The sequence below is a fragment of the Breznakibacter xylanolyticus genome (assembly GCF_003254275.1).
GTDB classification, from domain to species: domain Bacteria; phylum Bacteroidota; class Bacteroidia; order Bacteroidales; family Marinilabiliaceae; genus Breznakibacter; species Breznakibacter xylanolyticus.
The window spans coordinates 26,994-45,962 of sequence record NZ_QKZK01000016.1 but is presented as its reverse complement, the minus strand read 5'-3'; the positions used below and the strand labels follow the sequence as shown (position 1 = coordinate 45,962).

General features: G+C 46.4%; 20 protein-coding genes. 3 read left to right on the top strand and 17 right to left on the bottom strand.

The features are described from left to right. Window positions 1-168: 168 nt before the first annotated feature. From LX69_RS10665 to LX69_RS10655, 3 genes are all read right to left on the bottom strand, one after another. Window positions 169-1,491: a dihydrolipoamide acetyltransferase family protein gene (locus LX69_RS10665; protein WP_111446019.1), complete on the bottom strand. Its 1,323-nt coding sequence runs from the start codon at window positions 1,489-1,491 to the stop codon at window positions 169-171. A gap of 197 nt (window positions 1,492-1,688) precedes the next feature. After that, complete coding sequence (locus LX69_RS10660; protein WP_111446018.1) at window positions 1,689-3,209, bottom strand: sensor histidine kinase; 1,521 nt, start codon at window positions 3,207-3,209, stop codon at window positions 1,689-1,691. Window positions 3,210-3,293: 84 nt separating this feature from the next. Then, window positions 3,294-3,731, bottom strand: coding sequence for a response regulator (locus LX69_RS10655; RefSeq protein ID WP_111446017.1), 438 nt, complete (start codon window positions 3,729-3,731; stop codon window positions 3,294-3,296). A gap of 323 nt (window positions 3,732-4,054) precedes the next feature. Here LX69_RS10655 and LX69_RS10650 point away from each other — a divergent pair, with 323 nt between their 5' ends. Next, window positions 4,055-4,276, top strand: coding sequence for a hypothetical protein (locus LX69_RS10650; protein WP_111446016.1), 222 nt, complete (start codon window positions 4,055-4,057; stop codon window positions 4,274-4,276). A gap of 242 nt (window positions 4,277-4,518) precedes the next feature. On the opposite strand, the gene LX69_RS10645 is transcribed toward LX69_RS10650, so the two are convergent. The 6 genes from LX69_RS10645 to LX69_RS10620 form a co-directional block, all read right to left on the bottom strand. After that, window positions 4,519-5,748: an isocitrate dehydrogenase (NADP(+)) gene (locus tag LX69_RS10645; protein WP_111446015.1), complete on the bottom strand. Its 1,230-nt coding sequence runs from the start codon at window positions 5,746-5,748 to the stop codon at window positions 4,519-4,521. A 54-nt stretch (window positions 5,749-5,802) separates the two neighbouring features. Further along, on the bottom strand, window positions 5,803-6,345 hold the full coding sequence (locus LX69_RS10640) for a hypothetical protein (RefSeq protein ID WP_146260711.1): 543 nt from the start codon (window positions 6,343-6,345) through the stop codon (window positions 5,803-5,805). Between the two features lie 41 nt (window positions 6,346-6,386). Then, complete coding sequence (locus LX69_RS10635) at window positions 6,387-7,499, bottom strand: DNA polymerase III subunit gamma/tau (protein WP_111446013.1); 1,113 nt, start codon at window positions 7,497-7,499, stop codon at window positions 6,387-6,389. A 163-nt stretch (window positions 7,500-7,662) separates the two neighbouring features. Then, entirely contained in the window at window positions 7,663-8,055 is a 393-nt protein-coding gene (locus LX69_RS10630) for a bacteriohemerythrin (protein ID WP_111446012.1), read from the bottom strand. A 199-nt stretch (window positions 8,056-8,254) separates the two neighbouring features. Then, window positions 8,255-9,931, bottom strand: a complete 1,677-nt coding sequence (locus LX69_RS10625; RefSeq protein ID WP_111446011.1) for a Na/Pi cotransporter family protein — start codon at window positions 9,929-9,931, stop codon at window positions 8,255-8,257. A 46-nt stretch (window positions 9,932-9,977) separates the two neighbouring features. Beyond that, window positions 9,978-10,514, bottom strand: coding sequence for a hypothetical protein (locus LX69_RS10620; RefSeq protein ID WP_111446010.1), 537 nt, complete (start codon window positions 10,512-10,514; stop codon window positions 9,978-9,980). 90 nt (window positions 10,515-10,604) lie between these two features. Between LX69_RS10620 and LX69_RS10615 the strand changes: the two genes are divergently transcribed. After that, window positions 10,605-11,072: an META domain-containing protein gene (locus tag LX69_RS10615; protein ID WP_111446009.1), complete on the top strand. Its 468-nt coding sequence runs from the start codon at window positions 10,605-10,607 to the stop codon at window positions 11,070-11,072. Between the two features lie 7 nt (window positions 11,073-11,079). Next, complete coding sequence (locus LX69_RS10610; RefSeq protein ID WP_111446008.1) at window positions 11,080-11,868, top strand: DUF6544 family protein; 789 nt, start codon at window positions 11,080-11,082, stop codon at window positions 11,866-11,868. A gap of 63 nt (window positions 11,869-11,931) precedes the next feature. On the opposite strand, the gene LX69_RS10605 is transcribed toward LX69_RS10610, so the two are convergent. The 8 genes from LX69_RS10605 to rpmB all read right to left on the bottom strand — a co-directional run bounded on the left by LX69_RS10605 (window position 11,932) and on the right by rpmB (window position 18,966). Then, on the bottom strand, window positions 11,932-13,425 hold the full coding sequence (locus tag LX69_RS10605) for an amidohydrolase family protein (protein WP_111446007.1): 1,494 nt from the start codon (window positions 13,423-13,425) through the stop codon (window positions 11,932-11,934). A 38-nt stretch (window positions 13,426-13,463) separates the two neighbouring features. Further along, entirely contained in the window at window positions 13,464-14,432 is a 969-nt protein-coding gene (locus LX69_RS10600) for a tyrosine-type recombinase/integrase (RefSeq protein WP_111446006.1), read from the bottom strand. A 272-nt stretch (window positions 14,433-14,704) separates the two neighbouring features. After that, on the bottom strand, window positions 14,705-16,009 hold the full coding sequence (rimO, locus tag LX69_RS10595; RefSeq protein WP_111446005.1) for a 30S ribosomal protein S12 methylthiotransferase RimO: 1,305 nt from the start codon (window positions 16,007-16,009) through the stop codon (window positions 14,705-14,707). A gap of 80 nt (window positions 16,010-16,089) precedes the next feature. Further along, window positions 16,090-16,911: an aldo/keto reductase gene (locus LX69_RS10590; protein ID WP_111446004.1), complete on the bottom strand. Its 822-nt coding sequence runs from the start codon at window positions 16,909-16,911 to the stop codon at window positions 16,090-16,092. Between the two features lie 235 nt (window positions 16,912-17,146). Beyond that, the gene (gene ftsY, locus LX69_RS10585) at window positions 17,147-18,100 is read right to left on the bottom strand and encodes a signal recognition particle-docking protein FtsY (RefSeq protein WP_111446064.1); all 954 of its coding nucleotides are present in this window, start codon (window positions 18,098-18,100) and stop codon (window positions 17,147-17,149) included. A 256-nt stretch (window positions 18,101-18,356) separates the two neighbouring features. After that, complete coding sequence (locus tag LX69_RS10580; protein ID WP_111446003.1) at window positions 18,357-18,512, bottom strand: DUF4295 domain-containing protein; 156 nt, start codon at window positions 18,510-18,512, stop codon at window positions 18,357-18,359. An 11-nt stretch (window positions 18,513-18,523) separates the two neighbouring features. Beyond that, on the bottom strand, window positions 18,524-18,712 hold the full coding sequence (gene rpmG, locus LX69_RS10575; RefSeq protein WP_111446002.1) for a 50S ribosomal protein L33: 189 nt from the start codon (window positions 18,710-18,712) through the stop codon (window positions 18,524-18,526). 11 nt (window positions 18,713-18,723) lie between these two features. Then, on the bottom strand, window positions 18,724-18,966 hold the full coding sequence (gene rpmB, locus LX69_RS10570; RefSeq protein ID WP_111446001.1) for a 50S ribosomal protein L28: 243 nt from the start codon (window positions 18,964-18,966) through the stop codon (window positions 18,724-18,726). Window positions 18,967-18,969 lie beyond the last annotated feature (3 nt).

The window sequence follows — 18,969 nt, the reverse complement described above, 5'->3', positions numbered from 1 at the left end:
CATCCCTCAAGGAGAGACTTTAGGATACTGTTCTGTTGATTATTTATTTTTATCAGTCAAAGATGCCCTATGTGTTTAAATATTTAAGCCCATTCGTCACAACTCGTGATTGTGTGGATTTTTTAGGCTCAGCAAACAACTGTATTTAATACCCCTTCCCACGTCCAATCAAATGGGAGTATCAAGAGCAAATGCTTCCAGATAATCGGCAATGCGGCGTAAAAAGCCTCCGCCCAAGGCTCCATCCACAATGCGGTGGTCGTAGGATAACGACAAGAACATCTTGTGGCGGATGGCAATCACATCGCCCGTGGGAGTCTCAATCACTGCAGGCTTCTTCTCGATGGTGCCTGTTGCCAAAATAGCCACTTGCGGCTGATTGATGATGGGGGTTCCGATGATGTTGTGGAACGAGCCGAAATTGGTAATGGTAAAGGTGCCTCCTTGAATGGCATCGGGCGATAGCTTGTTGGTTCGCGCCTCGTTGGCCAAACGATTGATGTCACTGGCCAGCCCTGCCAAATTTTTCTGATCGGCTTGTTTGATGACCGGAACAATCAAATTTCCCGATGGCAAAGAGACGGCAATGCCAACGTTCACATTTTTGCGATAGATGATTTGATCGCCATCCACCGATGCGTTCACCCCCGGGAAATCGCGAAGCGCCTTGGCCACAGCCTCGGTAAACACGGGCATATAGGTCAACTTCTCTCCATATTTGGTTAAAAATGCATCTTTGCTCTTTTCGCGCCATAATACGATGTTGGTTACATCGGCTTCGACAATAGAAGTTACGTGCGGCGACACCTGCTTAGACATGACCATGTGATCGGCAATGAGTTTTCGCATGCGATCCATTTGACGTATTTCATCCCCTGCCGAAAGCGATACCGATGCCTTGGGTGTTGACGACACTGGAGCAGCGGAAGCAGAAGAAACAGGATTTTCTGCTGATGGAAGCAGTTTGTCGGTACCTTGTGCAGCCGATTTTTTTTGTGACAAATAAGCCAATACATCCTCCTTGGTAACCCGGCCTTCCATCCCACTACCACGAATGGCATCGAGCTCACGTGCCGTAATACCTTCGGCCGATGCGATGCTGCGAACCAATGGCGAATAGAATCTCTCTGACTCCAATCCCAAATCTTCGCGCTTGACTAAATCCGATTTAACATCTACATCTTCAGTTTTTTGAACAATGTCTACAGCCGAAACATTTTCAACCGCAGTTTTTTCGGTCAATTCGGCTCCCTCAAGGGCAATGACGGCCACAATTTGTCCCACAGGAACCACTGCGTTGACTTCAAATCGCACTTCTTTCACCACGCCGGCTACCGGAGATGGTATCTCTGAGTCGACTTTATCGGTCGCTATTTCTAATATCGGATCGTCCTCCTTCACGGCATCGCCCACCGATACAAACCATCGGGTGATGGTGGCTTCTTCGACACTCTCACCCATCTTGGGCATCACAATATCAAATGTTGACATACGAGTTGTTTTGAATTTAGCTATTTATAAAAGATATAAACATCTGTTTTGTTTTTATCTAAAACAACCACCCCCACAAAATGTTCTCAATTGAGATAAAAACCCGAAAAATAAAATCAAAAACTAAGACAAATCTCTTTTTATTCACCGGATGGATGGGAAAAAGTCGCTGATTCATCCCCTTTGATGCAACCAATTTAATGCCCTTGTTTATCTTTGGTTCCCATGGGTAAAACGATTTCAAAAGTAGAACCGGCTCCCACTTCAGACACCACCGCGATGTTACCTCCCAGCAACTCGACATACGACTGCGCAATGGAGAGACCCAGTCCATTGCCACCATACTCCACACTGATGCTTGGATCGGCCTGCCGGAAGCGTTCATAAATATGGGGAATGGCCTCCTGCGGAATACCGATACCGGTATCGCGTACAAAAAATCGAACCTGCCCATTGCGACACACATATCGCAATTCCACCTCGCCCTGATGGGTAAACTTAATGGCGTTGTGCAGAATATTGGAGAGCACCTGAATGAGTTTGCCCGGATCGGTGGTTATCACATCAACGGGTTGTATTTCATCCAAATGAGCATTAAAATGAAGTTTCTTCCGGGCTGCCTCCCCCTGGTGGGTTTCCACCAGTTTTTGGATGATTTCCTGAATGAAAACAGGACGAAACATCAGGCGCTCCTGCCCTGCCTGTATCTTGGCCACAGTGAGAATATCGTTTACGATGGTGAGTAACTTAAGGGTACTGTCGTAGATATGCCCGGTGTATTCACGATAGAGCTGCTCTTCCATTTCCGTTTCGTTGAGCAAGCTCGAAAAACCCACAATGGCATTCATGGGTGTACGAATCTCGTGCGAAAGGTTTTGCAAAAAAGCTTCTTTGAGCTTATCGCTGCGTTCGGCACGCTCCAAAGCTTCGGAGAGCTCGTGTTCCATGGCCTTCCGATGCGTGATATCCTCTTTCACGGCAATATAATGGGTGACCACATCCTCTTTGTTCTTCAAGGGCGATATGGACACCGATTCCCAAAACAACGATCCATCTTTTTTAACCCCTTGCATTTCTCCCCGCCAGATCTTTCCGCCTTTGACCTGTGCCCACAAATTGTTCCAAAAATGATGGGTATAATTGACCGCGACCAGTTCCGCAAGCGACTTGCCAATAACTTCATGAGGCTCAAAACCGGTGATGACTGTAAAACGGCTGTTGACAAACTCAATTTGCCCACGGATATTACATAATAAAATATGCACCGGACTCTGATCGAGCGACATTGACAGAATGCGGTTTTGCTCGGCCGCTCGTGCCGCATTAATTTTTTCTTCTTTGAGCTGCAAAGCCGCCCGAATGGCCAATGGCAAACGAAATAACCGATCCTTCACTACATAATCCCAAGCCCCGGCTTTGATAGTTTCGGCAGCCGTCTCTTCGTTCATTGCGCCGGTCACAAATATAAAAGGAATAATCAGTCGTTTTTGCTTTATTTCGTGCAGCGCCCCCAACCCACTGTATTGTGGGAGGTTATAATCACTCAACACGATATCTGGCAACATTTCATCCAATGCCTTGAGAAAAGAAGTTTTATCACTGACCCACTTCACCCGGCAGTCGTATTCCTCCAAATGACGTAACTGGGCGATGTTCAGCTCTGCATCCAGCGCATCGTCCTCCAGCATCAACACATATAATTCGGTCTTCTCTTTCATGTGTTAATTATTGGTTCCTCAGTTGACACATAAAACTCGCCAACCGCATCCTCCTGTGTGAAATGAATATACTCATGGTTCGTTTCATTTGGCTGGTGGGACATTGATGAATGCCCAAAAGTAACCGATGGTCTTAATGGCTTTAACAAACTCAAGAAAATCGATGGGTTTGACCACAAACCCGTTCACCCCAAGCTTGTAACTGCGCACCACATCTGTCTCCATTTGCGAAGAAGTGAGCATCACCACCGGCAGATTGGCATATTCGGAGGACTGACGGATGGCTTCGAGCACTTCGACACCATCTTTTTTGGGCATCTTTAAGTCAAGCAAAACCAAGGCCGGCAAAAATCGCTCTCGGTTGGCATATCGATTGCGATAAAATAAATAATCCAACGCTTCCTCCCCATCGCGCACCACGTCAATCTGATTGACAAGATTTATCTCCTGAAAGGCAGCCAAAGTAAGTTCAATGTCGTTCACATTGTCCTCAGCGTATAATATGCGTGGCAATCGATCCATACTCGTATTTTTTACATCTTGCACAGAATGGCGTCTATCTACCTTCATCCCCAACCGGGCACATCATTGTCGGGTCTGATTCAACATCATTTGGTTTTCAATTTAAGTCTTTCGCCATCAAACCGCAATGAAATTTTACGCTCACATCTCTATAAACTTTATTGACGACAAAGAGATATGAGTGCCTCTCACTTCCACAGAAGCTTTTCACCGCCATTTTGACAAACGGCTCAAACCTGGAGATGAAAAAATCGAACATTTCTCCCTTACGTTCGAGCCGTCACTTATTTTTGTAAGTGTCAAAATCACTCAAAGGTACCGCCATGGCAAACTGCAAACACCTGAATGTCTGTAAATTTTACAACAAGTACAAAAACGCCCTCGATGCCAATTGCCGAATTTACATCGCCAAATATTGCCACGGATGCGGTGAGCTGAATTGCAAACGACTGGAGTTTCGCATCAGTAACGGTTACAGTGCCGTTGATAATTATACCCCTGAAGGCGGAGTGCTGATTTTGTTGGACGAAGAGGTTTTGGTGTAAAAAAATTACTCACACATATATCAAAAAAGCCGGTATCGAAATACCGGCTTTTCTTATATCTCTTTACAATGTCGTTTCGTTAATGCGATTCGTAAAAAAAACAGTAATATTATTTGATTTTAATAAATTAAACTAAAGAGACGATATGACAAGTCTAAAAATCTTTCTTTATCTGATCATCTGTTTACCATCTAACATCTTCTTATCTTAACGAATAGGACATTATATCCTAACACAATGCTTTACTTAACCAGTTTAATCTGAAGGTTTGCATCCAAAGCATCCATAAAAGCCTCGGTGTTGAGGTAATGTTCGGGCTTGAGATCGTTATTATAAATGCACAGCGCCAAATCTTTGGTCATTTTGCCCTGCTCAACAGTTTCGATGCACACCGATTCTAAGGCATGACAGAAGTCAATCAACGGCTGATTGTCATCGAGTTTGCCACGGAATGCCAAGCCGCGTGTCCAGGCATAAATGGAGGCGATGGGATTGGTCGATGTGGGTTTGCCCTGCTGATGCTGGCGATAATGGCGTGTGACGGTTCCGTGAGCCGCTTCGGCCTCCATGGTTTTGCCATCGGGTGTTACCAACACCGAGGTCATCAATCCCAGTGAACCAAAACCTTGGGCCAGGGTATCGGATTGAACGTCGCCATCGTAATTTTTGCAAGCCCACACAAACTTTCCATTCCACTTGAGGGCGGCAGCCACCATATCGTCAATCAAACGATGCTCGTAAGTAATGCCCAATTCCTCGAACTTGGCCTTGTAATGCTGTTGATAAACCTGCTCAAAAATATCCTTGAAACGACCATCGTACTTCTTCAAAATGGTGTTCTTGGTCGACAAATACAACGGCCACCCCTTGTTAATGGCCTGATTGAAACATGAATGTGCAAAACCGGTGATGCTTTCGTCGGTGTTATACATGGCCAAAGCAACGCCATCGCCATTAAAGTCATACACATCGTAGCTTTGAGGCGCCGAACCATCTTCGGGCGTAAAGGTAATGGTGAGCTTACCTTTGCCCTTCACCAGAAAATCGGTGGCGCGATATTGATCCCCAAAAGCATGACGGCCAATGCAAATGGGATGCTCCCACCCCGGAACCAAACGAGGTATGTTACGAATAATAATGGGTTCACGAAATACAGTGCCATCCAATATGTTACGAATGGTACCATTGGGCGACTTCCACATTTTCTTGAGGCCAAACTCCTGCACGCGAGCCTCGTCGGGGGTAATGGTCGCACACTTGATTCCTACATTGTATTTTTTAATGGCTTCGGCAGCATCAATGGTCACCTGATCGTTGGTGGCATCGCGATGCTCCATTCCCAAATCAAAATATTTAATGTCCAAATCCAGATAAGGCAAAATCAACTTATCCTTGATCATCTTCCAAATCACGCGGGTCATCTCGTCTCCATCGAGCTCCACAACGGGGTTCACTACTTTGATTTTCGACATGTTGTATCTTTTTTAAATTGTTCCTATCCTCATCAACACCAGCCAATCCGGCCATTATTCGATATCCAGGTCAAACAAACGCGACAATTCGGCCAGCGCCGGATTTTTCTCCTTCATGACCTTGTATTTATCGGAAGCCGTAAACACTTTTGCCTGCACGTTTTCTTCCTTTTTAAAAGCGATCTCAAGCGCCAGTCGTGCATTTTTTAAACTGATTTTTAAATGCTTAAACAAGGCAGGCTTTTCACGCTGTACCTCTGTTTCCTGCATGGCATGAATCAGCTCAAGATAAACGATATTTTCCTTTTGTATGGTTGGAATGTGGTTGATCAGAATGCTATGCAGGCGTGAATTGCTCGATTCGATGCGCGCAGCATACCCTAACCAGGCAGCTTTGAGCCCATCCGGGGTCACAGGTCTGCTCCAAGTGGGATCCACTCCGGCATTCTCATCCACAACTGCCTCACCCATCTTTTCCTCAACAACCGGCAACGCTCCATTGTTTGATGCAAGCTCCTTGATAGAAACTGTTTTAATGACATGATGAGGAGTCGGTTTGGCAGAAGAAACAGCCCCGGGAACCGTGCCGCTCGCCACAGCCGCACCGGTCGACTGAGCCTTGGCTGCACGCTTGGCCGCTAACTCAAGAGCTTTTTTTTTTCGCTAATCAACCGCGCCAGCTTGATTAGCATAAACTCAACAAACAACCGTTTGTTCTTGGCGTTGCGATATTGCAGTTCAGCATCAGTGGCCACATTAAGCGCATCGTACAGAAAATCGACACTGCATGCCTGCGATTGCTGATGATATTTTGATCCGATGGCATTCCCCACCTCCAACAACTGTATCGACTGGGGATTTTTACACACCAGCAGGTCGCGCAAATGAGAACTGAGACCCGACACAAAATGATAGGCATCGAATCCGTTTTTGAGGATGTCATCAAAAATCACCAGACTATCCACATAATTATCGGCCAAAAAAGCATCCACTAACTTAAAGTAATAGTCATAATCTAACACATTAAGATTCTCTATTACTTGCTTATATGTGATTTCCTTACCCGAAAACGCCACAATCTGGTCAAAGATACTCAGCGCATCACGCATGGCTCCGTCGGCCTTTTGGGCGATGACAGTCAATCCCTCCTCATCCACCGCAACTCCTTCGCTTTGAGCCACATATTTAAGATGATCCACAGCATCCTGCACCGAAATGCGGTTGAAGTCGAAAATCTGACAGCGCGATAAGATGGTTGGTAATATCTTGTGCTTTTCAGTGGTTGCCAAAATGAAAATGGCATGTTTGGGCGGCTCCTCCAGCGTCTTGAGAAACGCATTGAAGGCCGAAGTTGAGAGCATGTGTACCTCGTCGATGATGTAAACGCTGTACTTACCAATTTGAGGCGGAACCCTTACTTTATCAATCAGCAGACGAATGTCGTCCACCGAGTTATTACTGGCCGCGTCAAGCTCATGAATGTTGTAGGAGCGATTTTCGTTGAACGAACGACATGACTCGCATTCGTTGCATGCCTCATATTCGGGCGTGAGGTTGATACAGTTAATCGTTTTGGCAAAAATTCGGGCACAAGTGGTCTTTCCAACCCCGCGTCCTCCGCAAAACAGATAGGCATGAGCCAACTGCTGATTCTTAATGGCATTTTTTAACGTCACGGTGATGTGTGCCTGCCCCACCACCGAACGAAATGTCACCGGTCTGTATTTTCGTGCCGAAACAATGAATTCCATAACCTCTGGCAGCCTGTTTTGATACTGCCCTGCAAAGATAAAATTTTCGGGCTTGATTCAAAACCCGGCCAGTGTCAAAGTTGCACTTATTCTCTCAATTGGGACAATGGCGCAACTCAAATAAAATTACCATTGCGCCATGCCCTGTTGATTCAGCAACACGTCAATTGCGCTTAAGAAAAGCACCAATTTTAACGTCTTCACTTTTGATGTGAGCCACCAACCAATTTTTGATGTAATTGGTCACTTCAAGTGTCAACACCAGCTTACCGTCACTCAGCTTGGTATAAAAATCGTTCACCTTGAGCATAAACGTGCGATGCAGTTGCTTGTGACGCTCAATGTCGGGATATCCACTTTTGAGCATCAAGGCCTCTTCGTGCGAAAAATGGGTCTGGGCGTAATCAATCAGCCCTTTCACCAACAGCAACAAATCCATGGGCGCTTTTTGCCCTTTTAACCCCAAATAATAACGTTCCAGGAGTTCAAATAGATGCTGATGCTCTTTGTCGATGAGCAAATCATCAACAGCCAAATCGGTTGTCCATTCGTACATAGTTATTCTCGTTTTAAAGTTTAAATGACATTTTAAAACGGGTAAGGTCAGTCGTCAAGCCTACATTGTCAAATTGAAAACAGTGAAGGCCTAACACATCCAAAACGTGCAATTTGGCGGTGTAAAAATAATCATTTGTCACCAAACCATCCTCTAATTAAGCAAAAAACTACCCAATTGCAACAACATCAACAAATGACTAAATCATCCCATTGTTCAAATCCGTGGGTAACTGAGCTTCACGCAAAATGATACGTCCAAAATTAGTGGCTCGGCTATTGATCATCCGATAGAGATTTAACAACTCCAAGTGTATTTTGCTCGACTCCATCGTTTGCGCATTGAGCGAAAACAAACGTTGATAATGATGTTTTTCCAAATCAAAGGCCAGGTAGGCGTACTCGCGATACTTCTGCTTCATTTGCAAAGCCCGGTTGTAATCACGATTCTCAACCAAGTCGAGCGCTCTCTGCAACTGGTGCACACACTGAGCATGATAATGCTCAAGCTCCTTACGCCCCTCGGAGGAAAACTGCCATTGTGATTGCTCCCACTTTTCGGCCTGATGCACCAGATTCACCGACACCAAATCGGCAATCTGCTCCAACTCGTTCATCAAATGCAACAACTGAAACACCTCGGGCGGCCATTTCTCACGCTGCGACACACGTGCCGACTTCAACCAAAAATCGTTGATTTTTTGACGATAATGATCGGTCTCCTCCTCCATCTCTCGAATCATCGAAGGGGTGAATTGCGGCGGGCGTTGAAACAGACTCAATGAGACATCAACCATCCTGAGCACCACTTGCCCCATCATCAACAACTCCTTCTTTAACAAACCGGTAGAGAGATCGGGTGAATCAAGAACTTCATCAGTGAGAAATTTCAGGGCAAACTCGTGTCGCTGTGGGGTCGGCAACACCCACCGATCCATCCATCGGCCAAACCACCCGGTAAAGGGGAGCCAAGCCAGCATCAGCACCAAATTAAACAACGTGTGGGCATTGGCCACCCAACGCCCATATTCGCCCCGTGTGCCCGTAATCCAATCCGTCAAAAACGCCCACCAGGGAAGCATGAAAACAAAAACAAATGCAGTAAACAACTTAAACAGAAAATTGCTCAATGCGACCTTTTGAGCCGGGCGTCCCACATTCATGGCCGAGATGAGCCCGGTGACTGTGGTGCCGACGTTAGAACCCAGCACAAGCGGTAAACTGGCCTCGACACTCAACAGCCCAGTGGAGCCCAACGTAATGAGAATTCCGATGAAGGCCGCACTGCTCTGAATAACTGCCGTACCCAGCATGCCAAGCAACAATGCCAATACAGGATGTTGAATATGGGTGATCAATTGCAAAAATGGCGCATACTGCTGAAGCGGACGCATGGCTCCGGACATCAAATCCATACCATAAAATATTAACCCTAAGCTCAATAGCGTCTCAAAGCTAAACTTCCACTTCCCACGTGTAAACATTGATACCAATAGCCCCAGCCCCACCGCCAACAGAGCAAACGCCCCTACCTTGAAGGCGATCAACTGGGCGGTAATGGTAGTACCAAAGGCTGTTCCCAGCACTACAGGCAACGTTTGGGCAAACTGCAACAATCCGGCCTCCACAAAACCCACCAATACCACCGTGGCGGCACTACTGCTCTGAAACAACATGGTGAAAAACACACCAAAAGCCACCCCTGCCACCCGGTTGCCCGAAACATAGGTCAACAAGTGACGCATTTGCCGCCCTGCCAAATTGCGAACGCCCTGACTGAGCATGTTGATGCCCAACAAAAACAGTCCCAAACCGCCCAATATGCCCATCACCACCCCAAGGGTATTCTCGGCACTCCAATCCGATGTTGTCATCATCCCTGTTCAAATATCATATTTTCGACGCCTCAAAAAAACGCCTCGCTCAACCTTCCTTTTTGGCACCCACAAAATAATCTTTCTTATCGGCAAAAAGAACATTAAATGTGGTTAAACTACCGTAGGCTCGGGTGATATATTGCTGCATTTGAACTTTTTCTTCATCTGTCAATTTCTCGTGCGAGTTGATGTTTTGTTCCAACACGCGCAAGCGGTCGCGCAACATCACAATTTTGTGAAAAAAAGTATCGATGGGAATCTCTTTGGGCTGCAAATCGTCTCCAGCTGCCTTAATGATGAGCGAACCACCCACCCAGCGGGGAGCCATGGGTAAACGCGAGGGTAACAACCCGTATTGATCCAGCACTGTGGCAATGGCTTTGGAGAGATCATCCACATCCACGTTCACCGATGGCTTCTCCTCGCCGGCCTGCACAACCGACAGTTCACGATTCGATTTCAAAATATCCACCTTGCCTCCATGGGCAAAAAATACCTCATAGGCTGTCAGTCCCACACGCGACACAATGCCCTCGCCATAACGGGGATGCTCCACCCGCGATCCGGCAGTGATTAGTTCCATAAAAAACAGTGTTTTAAGATTAAATAATTCTCAAGCAGTTTTGTAAAATTTTGATTAAAATTACAAAATTGATTCATTGAAAAAAGAGCCATGAAAATCTCCCTCCTCTATTTTACCATGCTGGCAACCCTAATCGGTTGCGCATCAACCGGAAAAAAAAATAATCCATCTGCTGCGCATTCGCAAAACTCATCCCCCGCAGCCCTACAGGCCGACACCAGCCTGCTGAGCACGACCAAATGGCGACTGCTGAGTTTTGTGCAAGCAACCATCGACACATCGGTTTACGACCAAGGCCTGCCGACCCTGTCTTTCGACCTGCAAAACTCAAAAATGTCAGGAAACTCGGGCTGCAACAACTTCATCTGCCCCATTACCATATCGGGTGCTAACCTCCAACCCGGCGATATCCTCTCTACTAAAAAATTCTGCATGGGCATTCCGGAAACGGAATTCTTCAACGAGTTGAAAAAAGTAAACCGCTGGCTCATCCAAGCGGATACACTTAAACTTCTAAATGCATCAAATCCTGTATTGATTTTTATATCAGACAAATAAATCAGTCATGCCCCTGCTGCTTAAAACCAGGTACCATCATGAACGGCAAACGGAGTTGTTGCGTCAACCACCCCTGAATTCGTGCGACTATTTGACCCCACAAGCCATTGCCCATCTGCCAAAAGCCATCCAACACCACTTGCAGTTAAGTGGGTTCATGAATCACCCCCTGCCCATGCAGGCCGACATCCGCTGGAAGAATGTTTACTTTAAACGAACGTTCAAAAGTGCTTTGAAAAAAATGGATTGTACTCAGTACAACGCCGTCACTCCCCCCTGCCGATTGGCCTACATGCGCATCAAATACAAGGGCTGTGCGTTGATTCAGGGGCGCGACAAATACCAGGATGGCAGAGGCAACATGCGCATCGCCATTGGTGGAATTGTCCCCATTGTCAACGCCTCGGGCGATGAAATGACCTCCTCGGCACTCCTGACTCTTTTGGCCGAAGCCTTTTTAGTGCCGGGCTACCTGCTGCAACCTTACATTACCTGGAATCCCATCAGCGAACAAACCATCCGGGCCACCATCACCCATCAGGGGGTATCGGCTACCGGAACTTTTCATTTCAATAACAATGGCCAACTATCGCATTTTGATACAAATGAACGATGGATGGCCATGCCCGACGGCTCATACCGCCAAACGCCCTGGAGGGCGGAAATCAATGAATATTTTGCTCAAGAAAAACTGTGCCTGCCCGGCAACATGAGAGCCATTTGGCAATTGCCAGAGGGCGATTATGAGTATTTCAGGGGCGACATTTTCGGAATTGACTACCATAATCACGGATGACTCAATACCGAATAATCACCCCTTATCCTCCCTCACAATCGCCTCGCCCACAAATATAATAATTCACATCACCAAAGCCTCCTGAGCACGATCGGCAACCGTTGCATCCACCAAACATCCTCGCTCTGCATTGCGGAAAAACCGCTCGGCATTGGCTCCCATAAAATTGGCCACAATATCGTGAGCCGAAATTTGGTTGGGAACCGACATCTCGTGAATAGACTTATCGACAAATCGTTGAGCATGAATCAATAAATTCTGCTCCAACAGAGGCATATCTTCGGCGGTCCAAAACATGTTGACTGGGTCAATGACGCCGTCAAAATCGGTGCCGAGTGCTTGCAGCGTCCAGGCATCCAACCCCGCACGATCGAGCAAACGGGCAATATACACAATCTGATTCCACACCAGCTCCGACTTGGCCAACAACCGTTTGCTGCGCGACGCAAACCAAAGGTTCGATTTCTTAAGACGTTCTTTGCCGGCAATGCGCCGTTCATCCAACTGAATGCCAAAGATGCCGCCTGTGCGGGCAATATCGATTATCTCGCTATCGTAAAAATTGATGTCGCCCGAATAAAACGCCCCAGCCTCGGGCAAGGTGCTCACGGTTTTGTTTTGGGGGCTCACCAGCCCGTTCACGGCGCCATGGCTCACCACAACGGGGATGCCTTCACCCGAAAACTCACCCTTGAGCATCTGAAAATAGGTCGTGCGTGCCTTTTCGCTCATATGCTTGATGTCAATTAAACATCTCGCCCCTTCGTTCGGATTGAGCAACAATCGAATGGCTTCCTTACCAATCTCATGCAAATCGGCATTCATATCGGCCTCCTGATTGGTCATCCAATCCACCACCCCGGTCAAACTCTGCGCATGACCGGTGAGATGGTTTTTAAAATGATGTGCCAGGGTGACAAAAACAGGAGGATATTCCCACTGTTTCACGATACGAATATTATTCAACACATCATCATGATTATAAGTCAGGTAGCTGCGATTATTGAAAGCATGCCCCCCTTCTATCGACATCAACATAAACACCGTATGAACATCCGACATAACGGGCGCGTTGTCGATAGCGGTGAAACTGCGCACCAATTTGTACCTCAATCGCTGACCGGCAACAGTCACCTCTGCTCCATCCAACTGGCAATAAAATTGATAATCTTTCTCCAAATCATTAAAATAACGATACACCGATGCCTGCACATCGTCAATACGGGCTTTACCCACGCCGGTGACAAGGTTGGTGACTCCATCGGCAATGAGGTTATTACCGGCTGCGTTGGTGATAAAAGGCTTTTCAAGGGGCGACAACGAGACCACCACCACCGAAAAACCACCCTTGTGCAAGGTTGTCACATCGGTTTGGGTAAATTTGGTCAGCCCCATCACGGTGCGGTTGAGCAAACGATCAAAGGCCGTGGGTGGATCATAATGGAATATGCTATTCTTTTGCTTGACATTAGTCGTATTTTGCCCCGCAGGGTGAAACGAAAAACTTTGACCGTATGGCTTAATAGATGGATGACAATGAATATCAATGCGTTTCATAGAATTCAAGATTTTAGTTGATAAAAATAACAAATTAATCAACCACTCCAAACAACTTCATGATCAATCCCCCCCTTCCAACTCACGCAATAGGATGTCTGATTGATGGCACCGACACGAGGGATATCATAAAGAACCGACAGAGGACTATAACCCGCATGGGGTGACACCTGGGCAATATGCAAATACATCATGGTGGTGATTAAACTGGAATGCCCCAATTGATCTCGAACGGTGGTAATATTGAGCCCCGACTCTAACAAATGGGTGGCATAAGAATGACGCAAGGTATGCACACAGGCTTTCTTGGTGATGGCGCTTTTGCGCAGTGCATTTCTCATAATGAGTCGAATCGACTCTCTGCTAATCATTTTTCCGGGCTCAGACCCATTAAATAGATATTCAATGGGCTTGTTAACGTCCAGATAGTGTCGAAGCCCCCTCACCGCCATATCTGAAATGGGGACATAACGATCCTTCCGCCCTTTGGCCTGCCGAACGTGCACCATGTGACGTTCCATATCCACATCACGAATCTCCAAGCGAATCAACTCACTGATTCGCAACCCACAATCATATATCACGCCAAGTATCAATCGATGTTTCAGACTGCCAGGTGCCATCAAAAGGCGCTGTATTTCAGCGCCCGAAAAAACCACCGGCAACTGATGTCTGGTAGCAATGGCGGGAAGAGACAACAACAGGGGTTGATTTCCAAAAATGGCATAAAACTGACGCAACCCGCACACCAAATGCTTGAATGAACTCTGACTCGCTGTTTCGTTTTTCAGCAACCAATACATGTATTCCTCAAGCTGTTCGATGGTCAACAGCAACGGATTGACTCCTCGATAGTAAATAATCAGCTTACTGATTTGACGCAGGTAATTGTGAATGCACGAACTGGATTTACCGGCAATAAAAAACTTACGCTGATAAACACGGCTCATCTCGGCAAACTCGGGAAACAGTGCGACGGCTTGTTCAAATAACGTTTTTACACTCATAGCAATCTCATATTTAAGAATAAAACCATTGAAAAATCAATATCATCTGGTGGCATTATTCTGAAAAAATGAAGAAGTTTTTTGCCTTCAGACTGATTAAAAAGACTGATGAGACCAACGCCTGAAAATCGATGATGCAATTGCATAAAAGCAATCGATCTTCTGCAGGGGCTTAGTTCATTGTTACAACCTCTTACAATAAGAAAAGCCAAAAAGAAGACTCTCCTTCCCTTTGGCTTAAAACGTTACATGAGCAAGAAAACGCTCTCGGGCTATTCAACCTCGCCCACCAAGTCGTAATCCTCGGCAGCAGTAATTTTGACGTCATAAAACTGTCCCACTTGTAGCCCATCTCCCTTCACAATCACCTCGGGATCGACCTCGGGCGAATCGTACTCGGTGCGACCAATAAAACCATCTCCTTCGGGCCGATCGATAATTACCTTCAGCGTCTGCCCCACTTTATTCTCATTGACTTGGCGACTGATGTCTGCCTGTATGGCCATCAGCTCTTCCACTCGTGCCTGTTTGACTTCGTCGGGCACATCGTCCTGATAATTCTTGTAGGCATATGTGTCCTCCTCATGCGAATATGCAAACACCCCCATCCGCTCAAAACGAGCATCGCGCACAAACTGTTTGAGAATTTCAAAATCTTCGTCTGTTTCACCGGGATGCCCGGCAATGAAAGTGGTGCGCAAATGCAAGTTAGGAACCGTTGCTCTCATGCGATCCACCAAATCGATGGTCTGCTGGCGGGTCACCCCTCGACGCATTCGCTTGAGCATGGAGTCACTCACGTGCTGCAAGGCAATGTCCATATAGTTACACACATTGGGAGTGTCACGCATCACTCGAAGCACATCTTCCGGAAATCCGGCCGGATAGGCATAATGCAAACGTATCCAGTCAATCCCCGATATCTGTGCCAACTCCTCGACCAAACGTGCCAGACTTGGCTTCTTATACAAATCGACACCATAAAACGACAAATCCTGAGCAACCACCTGAAGTTCCCTCACTCCCTGATCGCGCAGCCGCTGCACCTCGTCTTTAATATCCTCGATAGAACGCGAGATATGTGGACCGGTAATGATCGGGATGGCACAATAGCTGCACCCGCGATTACATCCCTCCGAAACCTTCAAAAACGCATAATGCGCCGGTGTGGTGATGCTGCGTTCATTCCGTAAATCGGCACGATATTCGAGCCCCAAATCGTTCACAATCCCCTTCCAATCGAACTTGCCATAGAACTTATCCACTTCGGGCAATTCGCCCTTTAAATCGCTCATATACCGCTCCGAAAGGCATCCCATCACAATCAATTGTTTCACCTTGCCCTGCTCACGGGCTTCGGCAAACTGGAGAATGGTCTCAATGGACTCTTCCTTGGCATCGCCAATAAAACCGCAGGTATTGATAATCACCACCTCCCCCTTGGAAACCTCAGGATCGTGCGCCACCTCAAAACCACCGGCTTTGAACTGTCGGATTAAAAATTCACTGTCAACCAAATTCTTGGAACACCCCATGGTGATCACATCCACCTTCACATTGCGCTTCTGTACTGCCATAAATCGTTATTCTGCCCTCGGAAACTCACCCACAACACATCATTGCGATTACGCCCCCTTACAAGCTATTAATCAAACTTTTAAAAATCAAAATTATCGGGATCGGCTCCAACCCGTGCCCCCTTGTCCAAACTGGTAATCAGTTCAACATCGGCTGCATCAAGCGCAAAATCAAATATCTCCAAATTGCTCTTCATGCGCTGCTCATTAACAGTCTTAGGAATGGTTACCACGCCCATCTCAATGTTCCAACGCAACACAATTTGTGCCACTGTGCGCCCATATTTCGCAGCCAACTGTTTTAGCGGTTCAAGCTCAAACACCTGTCCCTGCATCAAGGGACTCCAGGCTTCGTATTGGATGCCATGTTTTTTACAGAAATCGACCAGTGAGGGTTGCACCAGGTAAGGATGAAATTCAACCTGATTGACCATGGGCTTAATTTCGGCGGTGGTGAACAAATCCTCCAAATGATGCTGATGAAAATTTGACACACCAATGGCTTTGGCACGTCCGTCGCGGTAGATTTGCTCAAAAGCCCGCCAAGTTTCTTTATTCAGAGGCTTGGGCCAATGTATCAGATACAAATCAACCACTACCAATCCCAATTTATCCATGGAAGCTTCAAACGCACGCAAAGCAGTATCGTAACCATGCTCGCTGTTCCACATTTTAGTGGTCACAAAAATATCTTCGCGGGCAATGCCGCTCTCGCGGATAGCTTGCCCCACGTACTGTTCGTTCATGTATAGGGCGGCCGTATCGATGTGACGATACCCCAACTCAAGGGCTTGACGCACCGAGGTCACTGCTTCATGCGCATCGGTAATCAAATAGGTGCCAAAGCCGATCATCGGCATTTTCACCCCGTTAGAAAGCGTTACTTCTGGTATTTGTGCCATAAATTCCTTGTTTTTAATATCAGAAAGATAACAACCCAAAAATGATTGGGTTCTTAACGAGAAGTTAAAAACCCGACCGGCATGCCAATCAGGTTTCATCAATGAATCCCTCATTTACAAGGGAAAACCTCTACACTTATATAACCTTTCGCTTTTTTACGCACAAGATTCTCTTCTTTTCCCACCAGTGATCATGATTGCAGCATCATGTCCTAAAGAGAGAAAAAAAGCAAAATCAATTCTTAAATAATGACTCCACAAAAATCTTTCCATCAAATAGTTGTAAGTCATCCATCCCTTCCCCTATCCCAATGTATTTCACCGGGATCTGAAACTGGTCGCTCACCCCAATCACCACGCCCCCTTTGGCCGTACCATCGAGCTTGGTAATAGCCAAAGCAGTCACTTCGGTGGCCTTGGTAAACTCCTTGGCCTGCTCAAAAGCATTCTGACCGGTGGATCCGTCTAAGACGAGCAACACCTCGTGAGGGGCATCTGGCACCACCTTTTGCATGACCTTTTTGATTTTTGAGAGCTCGTTCATCAGATTGACCTTATTGTGCAAGCGCCCGGCAGTATCAATAATGACCACATCAGCATCCTGAGTCTTGGCCGATGCGAGGGTATCGAATGCCACTGAAGCGGGGTCCGAGCCCATTTGTTGCTTCACCACGGGAACCCCCACGCGTTGCGACCACACCACCAACTGATCGATGGCCGCCGCCCGAAAGGTATCCGCAGCGCCTAACACGACGTGTTTACCGGCCTTTTTAAACTGATAAGCCAACTTCCCGATCGTGGTGGTTTTTCCCACCCCGTTGACGCCAACCACCATGATCACGTAAGGCTTCACACCGTCGGGCACATCAAGATTACGGGGTTTATCCACCTTGTCGTCAATGAGCAAAGCCTGAATCTCCTCACGAAGAATGGTATTGAGTTCATTGGTTGTCAAAAACTTATCTTTAGCCACGCGCGCTTGAATTCGTTCAATGATCTTCAGAGTGGTATTGACCCCCACGTCCGAGGAGATGAGAACCTCTTCGAGATCATCCAACACATCGTCGTCCACTTTCGAGCGACCCGCAACCACACGGGTCAGTTTCATGAACACACTCTCTTTGGTTTTGGCCATGCCTTTATCCAAGTCCTCGGTCTTTGCTTTTCTAAAGCTACTGAATAAGCCCATTGACGTTACTTTAACAAGATAAAACATCCATGCCGCCAACAGCGACATAATTGATACAGATTGGGATGGGCAACAAATGTACAAAAGACCCTGCGTTCATTCATCCTTTATAAAAAATGTTTTGCCAATTTGAGAAAGAAAATGCATTTAACACTGCCCTTCCCCGATGCAAGACACCCAATCGCATCATACATCCAGAAACAACAAAAGCCTCCCCGAAAAAGGAAGCTTTTGTAATGTATTTCACCAAAGAAGATTACTTCTTGCTGAAGAATTCTTTTACTTCTTCGTTTGCAACAATCTCTTCTTTAAAAGAATATGAACCGGTTTTGGGCGACTTCACCATTTTAATCACTTTGGTGTGGTTTTTACCGCCCCCTTTTTGTAACGAAGCAACTGTTTTCTTAGCCATGACTTAATGTATTATTTAATTTCGCGGTGCAAAGTCACGCGCTTCAAAATAGGATTGTATTTCTTACGCTCCATACGATCTGGAGTGTTTTTACGGTTTTTGGTAGTCACGTAACGTGAAGTACCCGCTTCGCCGCTTTGCTTGTGCTCGGTGCACTCAAGAATCACCTGAATGCGATTTCCTTTACTTTTCTTAGCCATCGTTGCGCTGATTAATATTTGTTAATAAACCCGTTTGCTTTGGCATCTTTCAGAGCTGCTTCAACACCTAATTTATTAATCAGGCGCAAACCTGCTGCTGAGATGCGCAAATCCACCCAGCGTTGCTCAACGGGCAGAAAAAATTTCTTATAAAAGAGGTTCACTTCGAACCGTCTTTTGGTTCTTCTTTTCGAGTGGGAAACATTGTTGCCCACCATGAAGGTTTTTCCTGTTATTTGACAGACTTTTGACATGTC

What these genes read in the sequence shown, in the direction of transcription:
- LX69_RS10665 (WP_111446019.1), bottom strand. Translation starts at nt 1,491, where the DNA reads ATGTCAACATTTGATATTGTGATGCCCAAGATGGGTGAGAGTGTCGAA.
- LX69_RS10660 (WP_111446018.1), bottom strand. Translation starts at nt 3,209, where the DNA reads ATGAAAGAGAAGACCGAATTATATGTGTTGATGCTGGAGGACGATGCG.
- LX69_RS10655 (WP_111446017.1), bottom strand. Translation starts at nt 3,731, where the DNA reads ATGGATCGATTGCCACGCATATTATACGCTGAGGACAATGTGAACGAC.
- LX69_RS10650 (WP_111446016.1), top strand. Translation starts at nt 4,055, where the DNA reads ATGGCAAACTGCAAACACCTGAATGTCTGTAAATTTTACAACAAGTAC.
- LX69_RS10645 (WP_111446015.1), bottom strand. Translation starts at nt 5,748, where the DNA reads ATGTCGAAAATCAAAGTAGTGAACCCCGTTGTGGAGCTCGATGGAGAC.
- LX69_RS10635 (WP_111446013.1), bottom strand. Translation starts at nt 7,499, where the DNA reads ATGGAATTCATTGTTTCGGCACGAAAATACAGACCGGTGACATTTCGT.
- LX69_RS10630 (WP_111446012.1), bottom strand. Translation starts at nt 8,055, where the DNA reads ATGTACGAATGGACAACCGATTTGGCTGTTGATGATTTGCTCATCGAC.
- LX69_RS10625 (WP_111446011.1), bottom strand. Translation starts at nt 9,931, where the DNA reads ATGATGACAACATCGGATTGGAGTGCCGAGAATACCCTTGGGGTGGTG.
- LX69_RS10620 (WP_111446010.1), bottom strand. Translation starts at nt 10,514, where the DNA reads ATGGAACTAATCACTGCCGGATCGCGGGTGGAGCATCCCCGTTATGGC.
- LX69_RS10615 (WP_111446009.1), top strand. Translation starts at nt 10,605, where the DNA reads ATGAAAATCTCCCTCCTCTATTTTACCATGCTGGCAACCCTAATCGGT.
- LX69_RS10610 (WP_111446008.1), top strand. Translation starts at nt 11,080, where the DNA reads ATGCCCCTGCTGCTTAAAACCAGGTACCATCATGAACGGCAAACGGAG.
- LX69_RS10605 (WP_111446007.1), bottom strand. Translation starts at nt 13,425, where the DNA reads ATGAAACGCATTGATATTCATTGTCATCCATCTATTAAGCCATACGGT.
- LX69_RS10600 (WP_111446006.1), bottom strand. Translation starts at nt 14,432, where the DNA reads ATGAGTGTAAAAACGTTATTTGAACAAGCCGTCGCACTGTTTCCCGAG.
- rimO (WP_111446005.1), bottom strand. Translation starts at nt 16,009, where the DNA reads ATGGCAGTACAGAAGCGCAATGTGAAGGTGGATGTGATCACCATGGGG.
- LX69_RS10590 (WP_111446004.1), bottom strand. Translation starts at nt 16,911, where the DNA reads ATGGCACAAATACCAGAAGTAACGCTTTCTAACGGGGTGAAAATGCCG.
- ftsY (WP_111446064.1), bottom strand. Translation starts at nt 18,100, where the DNA reads ATGGGCTTATTCAGTAGCTTTAGAAAAGCAAAGACCGAGGACTTGGAT.
- LX69_RS10580 (WP_111446003.1), bottom strand. Translation starts at nt 18,512, where the DNA reads ATGGCTAAGAAAACAGTTGCTTCGTTACAAAAAGGGGGCGGTAAAAAC.
- rpmG (WP_111446002.1), bottom strand. Translation starts at nt 18,712, where the DNA reads ATGGCTAAGAAAAGTAAAGGAAATCGCATTCAGGTGATTCTTGAGTGC.
- rpmB (WP_111446001.1), bottom strand. Translation starts at nt 18,966, where the DNA reads ATGTCAAAAGTCTGTCAAATAACAGGAAAAACCTTCATGGTGGGCAAC.